Annotated in this window: 16 protein-coding genes; 11 read left to right on the forward strand and 5 right to left on the reverse strand. The window is 34.3% G+C overall.

All coding sequences use genetic code 11. The annotated features are described in order from the left end of the window. Positions 1-2: 2 nt before the first annotated feature. A complete protein-coding gene (locus Q8X41_RS01970; protein WP_397538589.1) occupies positions 3-1,370 on the reverse strand; it encodes a DUF4179 domain-containing protein in 1,368 nt (455 codons plus the stop codon). After that, positions 1,340-1,900 carry a sigma-70 family RNA polymerase sigma factor gene (locus Q8X41_RS01975; protein ID WP_397538590.1) on the reverse strand — a complete coding sequence of 187 codons (561 nt, stop codon included), beginning with the start codon at positions 1,898-1,900 and terminating at the stop codon, positions 1,340-1,342. The genes Q8X41_RS01970 and Q8X41_RS01975 overlap by 31 nt, the downstream gene beginning before the upstream one ends. 784 nt (positions 1,901-2,684) lie before the next feature. On the opposite strand from Q8X41_RS01975, the gene Q8X41_RS01980 reads away from it, so the two are divergent. The 10 genes from Q8X41_RS01980 (at position 2,685) to Q8X41_RS02025 (ending at position 11,497) form a co-directional block, all read left to right on the forward strand. Continuing rightward, positions 2,685-3,800 carry an ABC transporter substrate-binding protein gene (locus tag Q8X41_RS01980; RefSeq protein WP_397538591.1) on the forward strand — a complete coding sequence of 372 codons (1,116 nt, stop codon included), beginning with the start codon at positions 2,685-2,687 and terminating at the stop codon, positions 3,798-3,800. Continuing rightward, on the forward strand, positions 3,790-4,623 hold the full coding sequence (locus tag Q8X41_RS01985; RefSeq protein ID WP_397538592.1) for an alkaline phosphatase family protein: 834 nt from the start codon (positions 3,790-3,792) through the stop codon (positions 4,621-4,623). Before Q8X41_RS01980 ends, Q8X41_RS01985 begins: the two co-directional genes overlap by 11 nt. Positions 4,624-4,804: 181 nt before the next feature. Further along, entirely contained in the window at positions 4,805-5,659 is an 855-nt protein-coding gene (locus tag Q8X41_RS01990; RefSeq protein ID WP_397538593.1) for an ABC transporter permease, read from the forward strand. Further along, complete coding sequence (locus Q8X41_RS01995) at positions 5,656-6,504, forward strand: ABC transporter permease (protein WP_397538594.1); 849 nt, start codon at positions 5,656-5,658, stop codon at positions 6,502-6,504. Before Q8X41_RS01990 ends, Q8X41_RS01995 begins: the two co-directional genes overlap by 4 nt. Before the next feature lie 13 nt (positions 6,505-6,517). Further along, entirely contained in the window at positions 6,518-7,531 is a 1,014-nt protein-coding gene (locus tag Q8X41_RS02000; RefSeq protein WP_397538595.1) for an ABC transporter ATP-binding protein, read from the forward strand. Positions 7,532-7,554: 23 nt separating this feature from the next. Continuing rightward, positions 7,555-8,337 (forward strand): DeoR/GlpR family DNA-binding transcription regulator, encoded by a 783-nt coding sequence (locus Q8X41_RS02005; protein ID WP_397538596.1) that lies wholly within the window; start codon positions 7,555-7,557, stop codon positions 8,335-8,337. Positions 8,338-8,352: 15 nt separating this feature from the next. After that, the gene (locus Q8X41_RS02010) at positions 8,353-9,225 is read left to right on the forward strand and encodes a Cof-type HAD-IIB family hydrolase (RefSeq protein WP_397538597.1); all 873 of its coding nucleotides are present in this window, start codon (positions 8,353-8,355) and stop codon (positions 9,223-9,225) included. Positions 9,226-9,406: 181 nt separating this feature from the next. Continuing rightward, positions 9,407-9,763, forward strand: a complete 357-nt coding sequence (locus Q8X41_RS02015) for a DMT family transporter (protein ID WP_397538598.1) — start codon at positions 9,407-9,409, stop codon at positions 9,761-9,763. 12 nt (positions 9,764-9,775) lie between these two features. Next, positions 9,776-10,096: a DMT family transporter gene (locus Q8X41_RS02020; RefSeq protein ID WP_397538599.1), complete on the forward strand. Its 321-nt coding sequence runs from the start codon at positions 9,776-9,778 to the stop codon at positions 10,094-10,096. Positions 10,097-10,141: 45 nt separating this feature from the next. Beyond that, entirely contained in the window at positions 10,142-11,497 is a 1,356-nt protein-coding gene (locus Q8X41_RS02025) for a D-serine ammonia-lyase (RefSeq protein WP_397538600.1), read from the forward strand. Positions 11,498-12,181: 684 nt separating this feature from the next. Here the strand turns inward: Q8X41_RS02025 and Q8X41_RS02030 are convergent. From Q8X41_RS02030 to Q8X41_RS02040, 3 genes are all read right to left on the reverse strand, one after another. Beyond that, positions 12,182-13,714 (reverse strand): cation acetate symporter, encoded by a 1,533-nt coding sequence (locus Q8X41_RS02030; RefSeq protein ID WP_397538601.1) that lies wholly within the window; start codon positions 13,712-13,714, stop codon positions 12,182-12,184. Beyond that, positions 13,711-14,115: a DUF485 domain-containing protein gene (locus tag Q8X41_RS02035; protein WP_397538602.1), complete on the reverse strand. Its 405-nt coding sequence runs from the start codon at positions 14,113-14,115 to the stop codon at positions 13,711-13,713. Before Q8X41_RS02035 ends, Q8X41_RS02030 begins: the two co-directional genes overlap by 4 nt. 291 nt (positions 14,116-14,406) lie before the next feature. Beyond that, positions 14,407-15,780 (reverse strand): MATE family efflux transporter, encoded by a 1,374-nt coding sequence (locus Q8X41_RS02040; protein ID WP_397538603.1) that lies wholly within the window; start codon positions 15,778-15,780, stop codon positions 14,407-14,409. A 135-nt stretch (positions 15,781-15,915) separates the two neighbouring features. Between Q8X41_RS02040 and Q8X41_RS02045 the strand changes: the two genes are divergently transcribed. Continuing rightward, positions 15,916-16,752, forward strand: a complete 837-nt coding sequence (locus Q8X41_RS02045; RefSeq protein WP_397538604.1) for a MerR family transcriptional regulator — start codon at positions 15,916-15,918, stop codon at positions 16,750-16,752. The last annotated feature ends 178 nt before the right edge of the window (positions 16,753-16,930 follow it).

Raw genomic sequence — 16,930 nt, forward strand, 5'->3', positions numbered from 1 at the left:
ATCTACTCTAAATTAACTGTTATTGGCGGTAATTTTTTTTCGGGTAGTAACATCGAGAATGGGACTTCTAAAGAATAGTTTTCTAAGCTAAAATCATCAATGCCGTGTTCGCTATCCAATTTAAATGTTGCTTGGTATTGTAAGCTATCGCTGTCCAATACTTTTATCGTATTCCCTTTAACGAAATGACCCATTGCCGGTTGTTCCTTACCAATTTCTGCAGTATCAATGAGATTCATATTTTCCCCAAAGTTCTCCAAATCAATCCTTAAATGTTTTAAATCTATATTATCCAGTGAGTATTGGATTGTTAATTCTCCTTTACTTTGTTGAATTTGGTGAACCTTCAAGGTTTCATCACCACGTGTACTTTTCATTTCAAAACCCTTGCGATCTAATGGATGCGTAACATACGACCCAGAATACCTAACATAAGGATAAATCTTGAGAAACTTCGCGTTTTCGGGTATTTTACCAATAGTTGAGCGTTCTTCTGATTCAATCCTATTTCCCACCCTTTTTCTACCGAATTCGGTACCAGAGGTTAATACATCAATTATGTTCCCTTTATCATCCGTTACTTTATCAATCCGAGTCATATCGTTTTTACCAACTAAGGAATAAATGGATTTGTAGTCAAGTATTGCAGATCCTTTACCAAAGGTAATTGTTTCGAAATTCATTTTTAAATCTTTTTCGTCACTTTGTACAGACTGTCCAATATTCACTTTTTTGTTAGCCAATTGATGAATCGGTATATCAAATTTCCATTGTCCTTTTACACCGTTAAATTCTGTGAACGTGAGAGGCAACGTCATATGCTTAGGAAGATCTTTGTCAGGATAATCAATAAGAAGTTGTCCAACGCAACCTTCCGATGTTATTCGGCCATCGTACTGGGCTGCCGAACTCCATTTGTCACTACCATCCGCAATTTTTACATCATACCAAAAATCATTTGATTTTGGACTTAAGTGATCTACCTTAAAGGTGACACTAATTCTCCCGCCATCGTAATACACACCATTGATTGTTACGCCAACACCATTGCTGACCGCTCTCTCGTTCAATTCGGTGACTAGTTTACTTGCTGCAAGATTTTTACCAACTGAATCATGAAAAGGCGAATAAACTTTCCCGATGATTGGTACGTCTGCTAATACATGGCCCATTTGTGGAACAACAAACCCTGAACCGAAAAAACCAAATACTAGAGATGAAGCAATTAATGGAATCGCGAGACGTTTCGATTTTCGTTTTACTGTTTTTTCTTTTTGTGCTTTGGTAATCCCTTTTTTTATGACCGCACGAACATCGGACTGTGGAACCTCTATTTTATTTATCTCATCATTAAACTGCTGTTTATCCATGTTTGATCACTTCCCTCTAATAATTTTTTTAACGAATTTCTCGCTCTGTGCAAATACGTTTTCACTGTTCCTTCGGGTACATTCATGTGCCAAGCAATTTGGTGAATTGATAAATCATGATAATAATATAAAATAATTGCCGTTTGATAACTTTCATCCAATTGATGAATGGCTGCCTTTAAATCAAGGTTTTGCTCCGTTTGATTTGTTTGGTTAGTCGACTCCTCGATCGTTTCATATTTACTTGTATCTTCGAACTTTACAACTTTCTTCTTTTTACGCAACAACTCATTCGCATTATGTATAAGAATTCGTATCAACCATGTCTTGAAATAATGTGGTTTTTTTAATTGTGCTAAAGATAAATAAGCTTTATAAACGGTTTCCTGAACAACATCTAATGCATCCTCTTTGTTTTGTACATATAAATATGCCGTTCGATAAAGTTGATCTTCATACAAGCAAATTAACTCTTCAAAAGCTGTATCGTCACCTTTTCTAGCTTTTTTGACAAGCTTTATTTCATCCATCAAAACACTCCTTGTTTCGCCTAATGCCTAAATTAGTTTGCTCATTTTGAAATCTAAAAAGTATGTTTATCTTTGAGTTAACTCTTTCGGGTAAGGCATTGTTATTTTCATTTTCACTTATTAGATGAAAGTAACAGCTCGTTTGGTTTCAAAAAATTTTATCTTCATCAATGTTTTTTAATTAAAACGGTTGGTATTAAGAGATGCTCATATTGGATTACATTAGTCTAGTCCTAAGTTTTCCTAAGTATCTCTGTCTTGATATAAGGATTTATCCGAATAAGGCTCTAAAATTGTCGTTTATGGGAACCCTAATAAATTTATCAGAAAACAATCAATTTGTGTTATTTTGTACTGCAAAAACTTATGCCCAGAACAACTGTTACGCACGAGTGAGTTACAGGACATCATAATTATCACGAGTGCTACGAATCGCTAGATGATATATATATATGACACTGTTTATTCCGGCTAATTTGTTTAGAAGCTATTATTTTAATAGGAACAATGGAAAGAAGAAGCAAGGGGATTATTCTCTTGCTTCTTTTTTGCTATTTAAATATTATCTGTTGATTTCCTCATCTACGATCAACGCCTAGTGTACTTCGCTCTTCACTCTACGCTAAGTAACATCGAAGCACTCTAGTCCATGCTATAGGGGAAACATCCTATTTTCTTAATATACAAACCTTTTACATTGCGTTAATGTGGTTTTTACATTGTGAATTTATACTGAAACAGTAAACAATCAACACAAAACAACACCAATTGGAGGAAAATGTTAATGAATCAAAAATGGAGCAAGAAATCTATTCGATCTATTCAAGCAGCGGTGTTAGGAGTAAGTTTACTAGGTTTAGCTGGATGTGGAGCCAAAGAAGATTCTGCTGCTCCGGTAATTAGTGACCCAAATAAGTTAACCATTGGAGAAATTGAAGCAAAAGCAAAAAAAGAAGGGGAAATTAATAGTGCTGGTATGCCTGACACATGGGCAAACTGGGGACAAACTTGGAGCGACGTTACCAAAAAATACAATTTAAAACATGCTGATACTGATATGTCTAGTGCTGAAGAGATTGCTAAATTTGAAGCCGAAAAACAGAATGCAACAGCTGATATAGGTGACATGGGAATATCTTTTGCTCCAATTGCAGTAGAAAAAGGATTGGCTCTCCCGTATAAAACTTCTCATTGGAAAGATATACCTTCATGGGCGAAAGATGATAAAGGGAATTGGGTCGTTGGATACCAAGGAACGATTGCCTTTTTAACAAATAAAAACTTGGTAAAAAACCCTCCAAAATCATGGGATGACATATTAAAGGGAAATTATAAAGTATCGATTGGAGATGTTCTGAACGGAGCACAGAATCAGATGGGTGTGCTTGCTGCTGCAATGGCCAACGGTGGTAGTGAATCAAATATTCAACCTGGGATCGACTTTTTTGCAAAGCTTGCCAAGCAAGGACGTCTAAGTCTAACAGATGCTAAACCGGCAAATATTGAAAAAGGCGAGGTACCAGTTGCAATTTTATGGGATTTCAATGCACTAGGTTATGCAAACCAAATTAACCGTAAACAATTTGATGTAAGCATTCCAAAAGAAGGTTCCGTAGTAAGTGGCTACACGACCATTATTAATAAATATGCAAAACATCCATATGCTGCGATGGCGACTAGAGAATATATCCTTAGTGACCAAGGACAAATTAACTTGGCGAAAGGGTATGCCCGTCCAATTCGTGATAATGTAAAACTTCCAAAAGATGTTGAAAATAAATTAATTCCAAAAGAGGAATACAAAAATGCAACACCTATTAAAGACCCTAAAGCTTGGGAAAAAACGGCTAAAACGTTACCACAATTATGGCAAGAGGAGGTAGTAGTAAATGTCAAATAAAGTTATAGTGATTGTTGTTGATGGCATGCGATACGATAAGGGGGCAGAAGCACTGGGATTTGTTCAGCACCTGGTTGAAACGAATCAAGCGGCACTTTATAAAGTAAAGTCCGAGCTTCCAAGTCTTTCTCGCCCATTATATGAAGTATTACTGACAGGTACACCTGCATCAATGAATGGAATTACATCAAATCTAGCAGTTCGTCTTTCTTCACAGAAAAGTATTTTCCATCTTACTCAAGAAAATGGCCTAAGAAATGCAACGGCATCTTATTACTGGGTAAGCGAGCTTTATAATCGTGCACCATTCAATTATATTGAAGACCGTCATCAAGATGATGAGTCTAAACCAATTCAACATGGATCATTTTATTGGGATGATGATTATCCAGATAGTCATGTCCTAATGGATGCAGAAGCATTACGTAGAAAGTATGATCCACACTTTTTATACATTCATCCAATGGGAGTTGATGTAAAAGGTGAAAACTACGGATCGGAATCAAAAGAATACCGTGAACAAATTTTAAAAGTGGCAAGTTTGTTAGCACAACTTTTACCTACTTGGATTTCAGAAGGTTACCATATTTTAATTACATCTGACCATGGTATGAGTGAAACAGGTAACCATGGAGGCATCACTGATGGTGAGCGCGATGTACCGCTTTTCATCATCAGCCCTAGAATTGAAACTGGTATTCACGAGGAAGTCGTTCCACAATTGGCTTTTGCACCACTCGTATGTGAACTCTTAGGTATTGAACAAACCGAAAAAATGATCTCTTATCGATTCCCTGGGTTGAAAGAAGCGGTCGTCCATTAAAATTTACAGATTATCTATAATGAAATAGATTCGACGACTAAGGAGCTAAACTTTGTAAACTATGCTTTCATGTCTTATGTACTTTCAGAAGAAAATTTCCCCAATATTGTTTGAATCGATTTAGCGTATTTAGCTAAATCGATTCAAATAAATTGCTAGCACAATAGAGGAGAGAAAAATCTTGCTCAAAATAAAGAAACAAAAGTTGTTTTTATTAGCTCTTTTACTACCATTTTTCATTCTGGTCATTGGCTTTGAAATTGGACCGTTAATTTCCATGGTGAAAGATAGCTTCTATGCAAACGATGGAATCAAAATTTCATTGGATCAATATACAACTATATTCAAAAGTAAATTTTACTTGCAAGGAATTCAAAACAGTGTTCTGATTTCATTATTTTCCGCCATAACTTCTATCATTGTGGCAGTTGTTTTGGCCTATTCCTTTACAAAATTCTCAAAGAAAGCACAAAACCGGCTACTCATGATTGCCAATATGACTTCTAATTTTGAAGGAATTCCACTTTCATTTTCATACATCATTTTACTCGGAAACAACGGGCTTTTCACTTTACTCTTCGCCAAGCTGGGAATGGATGTTTTTGCCCACTTTAATTTATATTCGTGGACTGGATTAATTCTCGTTTACGTTTACTTTCAAATTCCATTGGCAATTATGCTTCTTTATCCTTCCTTTCAAGGGATTAAACACCAATGGAATGAAGCTGCTGCGTTATTAGGAGCTTCTAAACTGAAGTTTTGGATGCATATCGGACTACCAGTCTTGTTACCTAGTATTGTTGGTATATTCAGTATTTTGTTTGCGAATGCCATGGGGGCTTATGCAACTGCCTATGCCTTAGTCGGAAGCAACTATAATCTATTATCATTACAAATAGCGAATCTTGTTTCTAGCGAAGTTACATTAAATCCACATCTAGGTAGTGCCCTGGGAGTTCTATTAGCATCAACTATGATCGTAGCAATGTGGTTTAATCAGCGAATGATGCGTAGAGTTAGGAGAGATTTACGATGAAGTCTTCTATGAAATTTCATAAATCTGCAGTAGGGTTATTAATGATTTATTTGTTAATACCACTTCTAGGTACATTTTTATTTTCCATAGCTGGTACTTGGGATCATACCATTTTACCTGAGTCTTGGACAATGAAATGGTATATTGAATTATTTCAAGATCCACGATATTTTGCTGCCTTTCTACGAACGCTGTTTCTGATTGTTATGACAGTGGGACTCAGTATGTTAATCATGATACCTACCATTTTTATAATAAATATCTATTTACCTAAATTGGAAGGATTGCTTCAAACCCTAGCCATGCTTCCTTATGGAATTCCTTCGATTGTTGGAGCTGTTGGGTTAATTAAATTATATTCCAATGGACCGATTCAAATTTCCGGTACACCGTGGATTTTGATTGGTGCTTATTTTGTAACGATTTTACCATTCATGTTTCAGGGGATTAGTAATAGTCTTCGAACCATAAATGCAGTAGAACTTGTTGACGCTGCTGAATTACTGGGGGCAACAAAATTTCAAGCCTTTCGATCAGTAGTGTTACCCAATATTTTATCTGGTATTTTAGTTTCTACTCTGTTATCCGTTGCTCTTTTATTTGGTGAGTTTTCTTTTGCTAAGCTACTCGTTGGAGGGCAGTTTGAAACTCTGCAAATTTATCTTTCTAACCAAATGATTAGCAGTGGCCATCTTTCAAGTGCAATTGTCATAACATATTATTTAGTTATTATGATTTTAACATGGATAATTTTAAAAATTACGTTTAAAGATCCAAAAAAAGCTATTTCTACTAAAAAAGAAATGAAGCTTAAACAGCAATATTCTAAAAAAATAACTTCTTAGAAGGAGATAACTTATGACATATGTAACTATTGATCACGTGACCAAAAAATATGATAATCAGGTGGTTTTAAATGATATTTCCTTAACATTACAAAAAGGCGAATTTGCTACCCTTCTCGGGCAAAGTGGATGTGGGAAAAGTACATTATTACGTTCAATAGCAGGACTTGAAGAAGTGGATGTAGGAAATATCTTGGTCGATCAAAAGAATATTACAAACTTATCATCACGCCAGCGTGAGGTTGGTATGGTGTTTCAGTCTTATGCTCTTTTCCCAAATATGACTGTTTTTGATAACATCGCATTCGGTCTTAAAATGAAAAAAGAGAAAAATATAAAATCAAAAGTGCAAAACATGATTGAAATGGTTGATTTAACAGGTAAGGAAGGTTCTTATCCTCATCAATTATCTGGCGGGCAACAGCAGAGGGTTGCACTAGCACGTGCACTTGTGATGGAACCGAAAGTGTTACTTTTGGACGAACCATTAAGCGCGTTAGATGCAAAAATAAGAAAAAACTTACAAAAGGAATTAAGACGAATACAAAGAGAATTGAATATTACAACAGTCTTTGTTACTCATGATCAAGAAGAAGCGATGACGATGTCTGATAAAATATTTATTATGAATAAAGGAAACATTGTTCAATCTGGTGCACCTTCAGATATTTATGTATCTCCGGTCAATACATTTGTTGCAAGATTTATCGGAAACTATAATGTTATGAATATAAATGATTTTAATCAACTTGTTTGCAGCACCGAATTGAAGGGCCAGGATGTAGCAATTCGTCCAGAAGTTTTACAATTGGTACCTGCTGATCGCGGTCTCCCTGTACAATCAGAAAACTGGAAAGCCAAAGGAATGATTAAAGATATTTCCATGACAGGGAATGTGTTAAGATATGAGGTGGAAGTGGGTGGTTCTATTTTCCATGTGGATTCACTTCACCATCAGGGTGGAATGCTGGACAAAGGCACATCTGTTCAGATTCTTATACCAAAAAAAGATTGTATCGCTTTATAACTTATAATTATTTAGGAGATATTATGTCTATTTTACCAGAGGAAAGAAAGAATGAAATTTTAAATTTACTTAAAAGAAATGGAAAAGTAAAAGTCGCTGAATTAGCAAAACAATTTAGTATTTCTGAGGAATCCATTCGGCGCGATTTGACGCTTCTTGAGGAGAAGGGGTCCCTAAAGAAGGTTTATGGTGGAGCGATTGCAACCATCTTTCATTCCGGAGAACCTCCATTTTCACAACGAACTACCGTTAATCAAGCAGAAAAAATAAAAATAGGGCAAAAGGCAGTAGAACTAATTTCTGATGGTGATGTTATTGCGATTGATGTTGGTACTACTACGCTTGAATTTGTTCAATTTATTCAAAACCGAAAGAACTTGACCATTCTGACAAATTCTATTCCTGTCTCTACTGTATTAACGGAATCTCTCAATCAAAACAAATTTACAGGAGAGATATTACTGCTGGGGGGACAAATTGACCCGAAACAGCAGTCTGTAAGTGGGCATCTAACCGAGCAAATGTTAAACCAATTCAATATTGATAAGGCGTTCATTTCAGCCGGTGGTGTATCGATCCAGAATGGAGTTAGCAATTATCATTTAAACGAATCGTTCGTTTCTCGTATCATGGTCGAAGTGTCAAAACAAATCATTCTATTAGCTGATCATTCTAAATTAGGTGTGGATACCTTCAATAAAGTTTGCCCATTAGATAAAGTTGACATGATTGTCTGCGATCAAATATATCCAAATACTTGGAAAGATGACTTAAAGGCTTACGAAACCGAATGGATAAAAGCATAGGAGGAGTCAAACAATATGAGTTTAATTGCAATCGATTTAGATGGAACACTATTAAACCATCAGAATGAAATTAGCAAAGAAAATTTAAGTGCCATCAAGCATGCACAAGAGAATGGAATAGAAGTGGTCATATCGACAGGTCGAGCGTATTTTGATGTGAAAAATATTTGCAAAAAGGCCGGACTATCAACCTATGTAATTGGAACAAATGGTGCAACCATTCATTCAAACGATGACAAGCGGATTGATGTTACTACAATAGATAAAAACAAAGTCCTTTCTATTCTCCAGTGGCTAGATGAACGTGAATATTACTATGAAGTTTTTACAGATAAAGCTATTTATGCTCTAAAAAAACATAGAGACCATTTTCATAATGAAATTCAAATCCTAAAAAACAGCATTTTGGATAAAGAAATGAAAGAGATTGTTGATGTAGCTGAAAGGCAATTTGATCAGTTTGGGTATGTTTTAGTTGAAAACTACCAAGATATCTTAAAAAAAGATGAAAACTTTTATAATATATTGGCATGTTCCTTTGATCAAAAGAAATTGATAGAAGCACAAGAACACATCCAAAGTATTGATAATTTAATGGTCGTTTCATCAGCTGATCATAATATTGAAATAACAAATAATAACGCAACAAAAGGAATTGCGCTTGAAAAATTAGCTACTTTATTGAACCGTTCCCTTAATCGTTCAATGGCAATTGGTGATAGCAACAATGATTTATCCATGTTTAAGAAAGTTGGCTACAGTATTGCAATGGGCAATGCAAAGGATGAGATAAAAGAAATTTGCACCGCAACCACACTAACAAATGATAAAAATGGTGTAGCTCACGCTATTTACCTTTACCTTGAAAATATCGTATTACAAAAATAATCTGCTAATATTGTAGCTTAATATCTTTATATGCGTGACAAATGTGATTTTGAAAAAAAGTGCAGGCGATAAAAAGTCAATTTGGTTTGTATTTTTTGAATTTTTAAAAAGGTTAAGTGAATATTCCGTATTAAAGAATCGTAAACAATTAATAATGAAGCAACAAAAGGAGATCCATCAGATGGCATGGATTTATTTGATCATTGCAGGATTTTTAGAAATAGTATGGGTTGTAGGCCTAAAATATTCACAAGGGTTTACAGTACTAATACCAAGTATTTTAACGGTGGGAATCATTATTTTTAGTTTTTTCTTATTATCAAAAGCATTGCATTCCATACCAATTGGAACAGGATATGCCATTTTTACGGGTTTAGGTACAATCGGAACTATCGCAATTGGCGTCATTTTTTGGGGAGAGCCCATCAATGTGTTAAAAGTACTTTTTATTATGTTAATGATTATTGGAATCATTGGATTGAAAATGATTCCAGAAGGTCAGAAGGTGTCAAGACACAAAAGAAATGTACCAAGGTAGGTGAATAGGAGGATGTCTTGGATTTTTCTTCTTATCGCCGGCTTAGCTGAGATAGGTAGTGTCATAAGCCTAAAGAAAGCTAATGGATTTACAAAATGGTTCCCTTCAATAGCCTGTCTTTGTTTTGGAAGCTTAAGTTTTTATTTTCTTTCACTTTCATTAAAAACACTCCCCATCGGACCAGCGTACGCAATTTGGACAGCCATCGGCTCTGTTGGGAGTGTACTATTTGGGATGGTTTTCTTTCAAGAATCTAGAGATAGAAAACGAATTGCTTTAATCATTTGCATATTAATCGGAGCAATTGGTGTTAAATTAACCTCTGGACATTAAAAGACATTAGGACACGTCGGATTTCAATTTAAAAGGAGAAAAGCGATGAGTGCATTTGAGATAGAAGGAAAAACAGTAAAAGATTTGAAAAAAGAGTACCCTTTACTGCATGAATTAATTGCAACTAAGGAAATATTTTGGCCAAACCCTAAATATGAGTTGTTTCAATTTGAGATAAGGAAAACAAAGCTGAATGAAATAGATGTAAAAGAGGCAGAGGAGAGATTAAAACGATTTGCTCCTTACATTGCTAAAGTTTTTCCAGAAACAAGTAAGTCTAATGGAATTATTGAATCTCCAATCGTTAAAATTCCATCTATGAAGCAACATTTAGAACGAGTTTATGATCTTCAAATACCAGGGGGATTTTTACTAAAATGCGACAGCCACCTTCCTATTTCAGGCTCTATTAAAGCAAGAGGAGGTATTTATGAAGTTCTAAAACATGCAGAAAAATTACTTCTAGAAAAAAAAATGCTCACGATGAAAGATGATTATTCTATCATTGATAATGAGGAATACAGAAACTTCTTATCACAGTACTCTATTTCAGTGGGATCGACCGGTAATTTAGGACTTAGCATTGGAATAATGAGTGCAAAAATGGGCTTTAGCGTAACAGTTCATATGTCAGCAGATGCGAAGAAATGGAAAAAAGATCTCCTTAGAAGTAAAGGAGTAACCGTGATTGAATATAAAGAAGATTATAGTCAGGCAGTGGAAGAAGGGCGAAAGCACGCCAATAGTCAGCCAAACTGCTACTTCATTGATGATGAAAATTCTAGCGACTTATTTTTAGGCTATGCAGTGGCAGCTTCACGGTTACAAAACCAACTAATGGATATGAACATAACTGTTGACGAAGACCATCCATTATTTGTTTACCTGCCTTGTGGAGTAGGAGGAGGTCCAGGTGGAGTGGCGTTCGGTTTAAAATTAACTTATCAAGATAATGTACACTGTTTCTTTGCGGAACCGACCCATTCACCATGCATGTTACTTGGCTTAGTAACAGGATTACATGATAAAGTTTCTGTTCAGGACATTGGTATAGATAACCTAACTGCGGCAGACGGACTTGCTGTGGGAAGAGCATCTGGATTTGTTGGTCAAACAATCGAGCCGTTTTTAAGTGGCTGTTATACGGTAAGTGATGATCAAATGTATAAACTGCTAAGTGCGATGATTGATTCAGAAAATATTCGCCTTGAGCCATCTGCACTTGCGAGTGTCTATGGGCCAATCCAATTACTTAAAGAAAAAACAGGACAAGAATATATAAAGCAACATCATTTAGTGGGAAAAATGAAAAATGCCACACACATCATGTGGGCTACAGGTGGCAGTATGGTCCCTAAAGAAGTTATGGAAGAATATTATAAAAAGGGATTGGAATATTAAGAAACACATTTAATTTTTCTATACAGAAATAAGGCACACATCCTTTAAAATAAGACATTACCTACTAATAATTAATTTTGTACCTACTTTAAATAACATGGATAATATCCGTAATCAATGCCTAAATCAAATAGCGTAAAACATAAACGCCCTAACATATCATCATAATATGTTAGGGCCTTTTATTTATAAAAACTTGTATAGCTATCTTTGTTGATGTGGAATTAGCGAAGACTCCTGCGGGAAAGCGAGACAGGTGAGACCCCGCAGTGAAATTAAGGAACGGAGTCTAAGAACGCCACGTCCTGTGGCAACGACTCCGTGACCAACATCCTGTTGCCCCAGGAGGCTCAACGCTCGCCCGCGGAAAGCGAAGCTAATTCCACATCATGCAGAAACTAGATTAATACTATTTGTGCGTCTTTCAGATTGAGGCTTATTGTAGGATTATGAATGAACCATACTAAATTAACATCACACAAATGAAATACGAATGCATTTTCGAGGACTCGCCGTCGAAAGCGAAGCAATGAACAAAATCGGATATCCTGAAATTTTTTTATATTTTATATAATGTTTGCATGATGAAATTGATTCTATATATCTTTACAATTAAAAAAGTAGCTGGAAGGAAAAATACTCTCTCATCCAGCTACTTCTTTATTTTTATCGAAAAGCAAATTATTATAAGTTTGTTTTTAAACCAGTATTTGCTTTAACTTCAACTTCAGCATATTTTTTAGCATCAGATTTTTGACCAACAAGTGAACCAATAAAGCCTGCTAAGAAACCAAGTGGTACAGAAACAATCGCAGGATTTGTAAGAGGGAATAATGGTGTACCTGTAAGAATTGCAGCACCATCTGGATTCCAAATGTTAGGACTTAATGATACAAGAACTAAAGCAGAAACCAAACCTGTTACCATAGCAGCTACTGCACCAGTTGTATTGAACTTTTTGTAGTAGATTGTGTAAATGATAACTGGTAAGTTAGCACTTGCAGCGATACAGAATGCAAGTGATACTAAGAACGCTACGTTTAAAGTTTGAGCACCTAAAGCAAGAATGATAGAGAATACTGCAACACCGATTGATGCAAAGCGGGCAGCTTTCATTTGTTGTTTTTCAGTAACATTACCTTTTTTAATGATTTGTCCATAAATATCATGAGCGAAGGCAGATGCACCTGATAATACTAAACCTGCTACTACCGCAAGAATTGTTGCGAATGCTACCGCACAAACAAATGACATTAGTAAGTCGCCACCTAAAGCTTCAGCTAGTAGGGGAGCAGCCATGTTACCAGCAGGGTTTGCAGCAACAATTTTCTCAGCTCCAACAAATTTAGCAGCACCGAAACCTAAGAAAATAGTTAAGATATAGAAGATACCTACAATCCAAGTTGCAGTAACTACTGAACTACGTGCTGTTTTTGCATCTTTTACTGTGAAGAAACGCATTAAGATATGAGGTAGACCTGCAGTACCCAAAACTAATGCGATCATCATTGATAAAGTATCAACACCATTTGAATATTTTACCCCAGCGTTTAAGTATGCTTCTCCATGAGGTGTTGCTGATTTAACTGATGAGAACATTTCTAAAATATTAAAATTAAATTTCATTAATACAAGGAATGAGATAATAACGGTACCAATCATTAATAACACAGCTTTAATAATTTGTACCCAACTTGTTGCTGCCATACCACCCCAAAGAACATAGATTGTCATCATGATACCAACAAGTAAAACTGCTACCCAATAATCAATACCTAATAATAATTGAATAAGTGCGCCTGCACCAACTAACTGTGCAATCATATAGAACAATACAATTACAATCGTACTAACAGCTGCTGTACCACGAACTTTTTTCTGATCAAAACGTGCAGTAATCATATCTGCTAAAGTATAACGACCAAGATTTCGTAATGGTTCAGCCACAATATATAAAACTACTAAGTAAGCAACTAAATAACCAATACTATAGAAGAAACCATCAAATCCAAATAGAGCAATTGCACCAGCAATACCTAAGAATGATGCTGCTGATAGATAGTCACCTGCAATGGCAATACCATTTTGCCAACCTGTTAATCCGCCACCTGCAGTGTAAAATTCACTTGCAGAATTAGTTCGTTTAGAAGCAATATAAGTTACAACTAAGGTTAAACCTACGATTGCTAGGAAGAATATGATTCCAACTGTGCTCATTTATATCCACCATCCTTAGCCTTTTCAATAATTTTATTTGCATCTCCATCAAATGAAGCTGCTTTTTTAACATAAGTCATACATAAAACCCATGTCATGATGAATAGACCTAAAGAATAAATCCATACCCATGTAATATCCCCAATTGCTTTTCCATCTAAAACTGTTGTAAAGGAAGTTAAAATAGGAAGTAAAATATAAAGAGCTAAAAACATAATTGAAATAGGTACTATAAATCCATTTTTCTTCTTTACCAAAGTTTTAAATTCAGAACTTTCTGAAATCGATACATACTCTTCTGCAGTATAATCTTTTTTAGATCCTTTTACAGACTTATTTTTAGCATGTCCTTGTCCCAATGCATGATCTTTTTCTAATGCATTTGATAGGTCTTGACTCATACTAAATCCCCCTTTTTTTCTATTTTCGGTTTTGGAAGTGCTTCCATCCCTTGAAATAATAATATTCAAATTTGACAAAAATAGCAACATTTTTTTTATAAAAATAATTATTTTTTCTATTTTAAGTATAAAATTTTCTCCTTAAAGCAAATAAATCCGCCATCCTAATATAAAAGGATGGCGGATTTATTGAGGTTTATTACAATATTTGATATTCTTTGTTTGTATTAATAAGTAAATTGTATTACAAATAAAGTTAAAAAGCAATTTAATGTTTAATCGAGAAGAAATCTATTGTATTGCAGATTGTTTTTCTTCAATTGCTGATGAATTAGTTGAGCGTATTGTATTGGTTGACCATTTGAAAATGGTAATACCTAATGCAGTCAATCCTTCTGCAATTGGGAATGCTAGCCAAATACTTTTACTATTGAACATCGAAGGTAAAATATAAAGTAAAGGTAAAAAAATCACTAAACTTCTCATGACAATTATAATCATGGATAACTTTATTTTTTTAACTGCTTGATAAAATTCTGCATGAATTAAATTAAAACTCATAAATAGATATCCAATAAAGAATAAGTAAATACCGTCTTTGGTGTATTCTATTACATCTGGTTCCGTTATACCAAATAATACGATTAATTGATCTGCAAAAAACCAACCTATTAATAAAATTAATACACCAAAAATCATCCCAGTTTTAATCCCTAAATTTAATACCTGTTTAATTCGTTCTTTTAAACGTGCACCAAAGTTAAAGCTCACAATCGGTTGAATGGCTGCACCCACACCAATGAAAATCATAATGAAAACCGCATGTAAATAGTTTACAATTGCATACGAAGAGACACCAATTTCACCAACAAAGTGACTAAATGCAATATTATAACCTATAACAACAATTGCTGTTGATCCTTCAGTTATAAAACTAGGAGAACCTATTTTAAGTATTTCCGAACAGGTAGCCATGTTAAAATGTAAGTGAGTAAATTTCAAATTACTCTTTTTGTTAATTAAATGATAGAGAAGTACAAGTAATCCTACAACTGTTGATAAAGCAGTTGCATATGCAGCACCTTTCACACCCATATTCATTTTAAAAATGAATATATAATTAAGGATAATATTTAGTACTGAAGTAGTGATTAATGCTATCATGGCTAATTTCGGATTCCCATCATTTCGCACAAAAATACTTAAGATATTTTCTAATACATAAACAAGACCAAAAAGTAAGATGACATGTAAATAATCTTCTACATATGGAAGGACTTTTGGACTTGCACCAAACAAATAAGCAATCTGTTCTTGCTTCCATAAACATAGTACAACCAAAATACTAACAATTGAAACTGTCATCATAACACTCTGCGTAAAGATTGATCTTGCTTTGTCAACATTGTTTTTTCCCATTTCGATTGAATATAATGTAGCACCACCAATTCCAATCCATAAAGATATGGAAAGTAAAATGGAGAAAATCGGTACTGCAATATTAACACCAGCAAGTGCTAAAGCTCCAACACCGTTGCTTACAAATATTCCGTCCACCAAAATATTGACAGCCATTAAGACCATACCTAATAAAGATGGAAATAAATAAGATAAAAATAATTTGTGAATTGGAGTTTCCTGTAATTTTAATGTGGTTTCACTCATAATATTCTCCTTTTCGGAGCAACACAACCTTTCTTTAACATACAATTTAAGTTATAACTAAATTCTATAGTATACGGTTACCATATAGTCAACAAAGATACTGCTAATAATTTAAAATAATTTTGAGGTGTAAAAATGACACAGCCAATGCATAAATTCTTCACAACGGGTGAATTCGCCAAAATTTGTCACGTAAAGAAACAAACCTTATTTCATTATGACGAGATTGGGTTACTTCAACCTGAAATCAAAAAAGAAAATGGTTATCGATACTATTCTTATCAGCAATATGAAGTTTTCATTGTAATCGAATTAATGAAGGATCTGAATATGCCTTTAAAAGAGATCCGTAACTTTTTAAGTAATAAAACGCCTGAAGAAGCTGTTCAATTATTGCAAAATCAATTAACACAAATTGAAAATAAAATTAAGAAATTGAATCATACAAAGACAATAGTCAAAACAAAAATGGAAAAGATTCAGAGCGCAATGAATATTGATATTGAAGGAATTACAGTGGAAGACTTAGAACAAAGTGTTCTGCTCATAAGCAATAATATATTGGATGTTTCAGACAAGGAATATTTAAATACAGTTTCAGATTTCATCGATTTGTGTAACAGAAATGAGTTATATACTGGACATCCAATTGGTGCCATTCTTTCAAAAGAAGAAATGATAAAAAAACAATTTGGTAATTATAGTTATCTTTATACAATGATGCCACAAGATTATTTTAGTCCTTCTACGATTGTGCAGCCTGCTGGAAAATATGTAATTGGATTTCATAAAGGGGATGATGAAATAATAGCATCATCATACATGCGAATTTTTGAATTCATGGAGCAACAAAATTTGAAAATGAAAGATTATTCATATGAGGAGTTTATATTTGATGAAATTTCAGTAAATGGTGAAGATAATTACGTAACGAAAATAATGATTCAAGTGGAAAATGAACAATCCTTATAGCTCTTTATTATTCTCTCTTCTGCACACGATAATCACTCGATAACATCGATATTTTCTGTTATTTTTAGAATTCGCTAAATAACGATATTTTAAGCGACTTGCAATATAGTCATTCATTAAAACGTGAAATTCAAATTACAAAAATTAGAAATAAAAAGGGGGTTGGATTCTTATAATT

This window comes from Rummeliibacillus pycnus (assembly GCF_044359855.1).
In the GTDB taxonomy this organism is placed as follows: Bacteria; Bacillota; Bacilli; order Bacillales_A; family Planococcaceae; genus Rummeliibacillus; species Rummeliibacillus pycnus_A.

Bases quoted from the DNA above. Each gene is read 5' to 3' on its own strand.
- Q8X41_RS01975 (WP_397538590.1), bottom strand. From the start codon at position 1,900: ATGGATGAAATAAAGCTTGTCAAAAAAGCTAGAAAAGGTGACGATACA.
- Q8X41_RS02015 (WP_397538598.1), top strand. From the start codon at position 9,407: ATGGCATGGATTTATTTGATCATTGCAGGATTTTTAGAAATAGTATGG.
- Q8X41_RS02040 (WP_397538603.1), bottom strand. From the start codon at position 15,780: ATGAGTGAAACCACATTAAAATTACAGGAAACTCCAATTCACAAATTA.
- Q8X41_RS02045 (WP_397538604.1), top strand. From the start codon at position 15,916: ATGACACAGCCAATGCATAAATTCTTCACAACGGGTGAATTCGCCAAA.
- Q8X41_RS01970 (WP_397538589.1), bottom strand. From the start codon at position 1,370: ATGGATAAACAGCAGTTTAATGATGAGATAAATAAAATAGAGGTTCCA.
- Q8X41_RS02030 (WP_397538601.1), bottom strand. From the start codon at position 13,714: ATGAGCACAGTTGGAATCATATTCTTCCTAGCAATCGTAGGTTTAACC.
- Q8X41_RS02000 (WP_397538595.1), top strand. From the start codon at position 6,518: ATGACATATGTAACTATTGATCACGTGACCAAAAAATATGATAATCAG.
- Q8X41_RS01995 (WP_397538594.1), top strand. From the start codon at position 5,656: ATGAAGTCTTCTATGAAATTTCATAAATCTGCAGTAGGGTTATTAATG.
- Q8X41_RS02020 (WP_397538599.1), top strand. From the start codon at position 9,776: ATGTCTTGGATTTTTCTTCTTATCGCCGGCTTAGCTGAGATAGGTAGT.
- Q8X41_RS02035 (WP_397538602.1), bottom strand. From the start codon at position 14,115: ATGAGTCAAGACCTATCAAATGCATTAGAAAAAGATCATGCATTGGGA.
- Q8X41_RS02010 (WP_397538597.1), top strand. From the start codon at position 8,353: ATGAGTTTAATTGCAATCGATTTAGATGGAACACTATTAAACCATCAG.
- Q8X41_RS02025 (WP_397538600.1), top strand. From the start codon at position 10,142: ATGAGTGCATTTGAGATAGAAGGAAAAACAGTAAAAGATTTGAAAAAA.
- Q8X41_RS01980 (WP_397538591.1), top strand. From the start codon at position 2,685: ATGAATCAAAAATGGAGCAAGAAATCTATTCGATCTATTCAAGCAGCG.
- Q8X41_RS01985 (WP_397538592.1), top strand. From the start codon at position 3,790: ATGTCAAATAAAGTTATAGTGATTGTTGTTGATGGCATGCGATACGAT.
- Q8X41_RS02005 (WP_397538596.1), top strand. From the start codon at position 7,555: ATGTCTATTTTACCAGAGGAAAGAAAGAATGAAATTTTAAATTTACTT.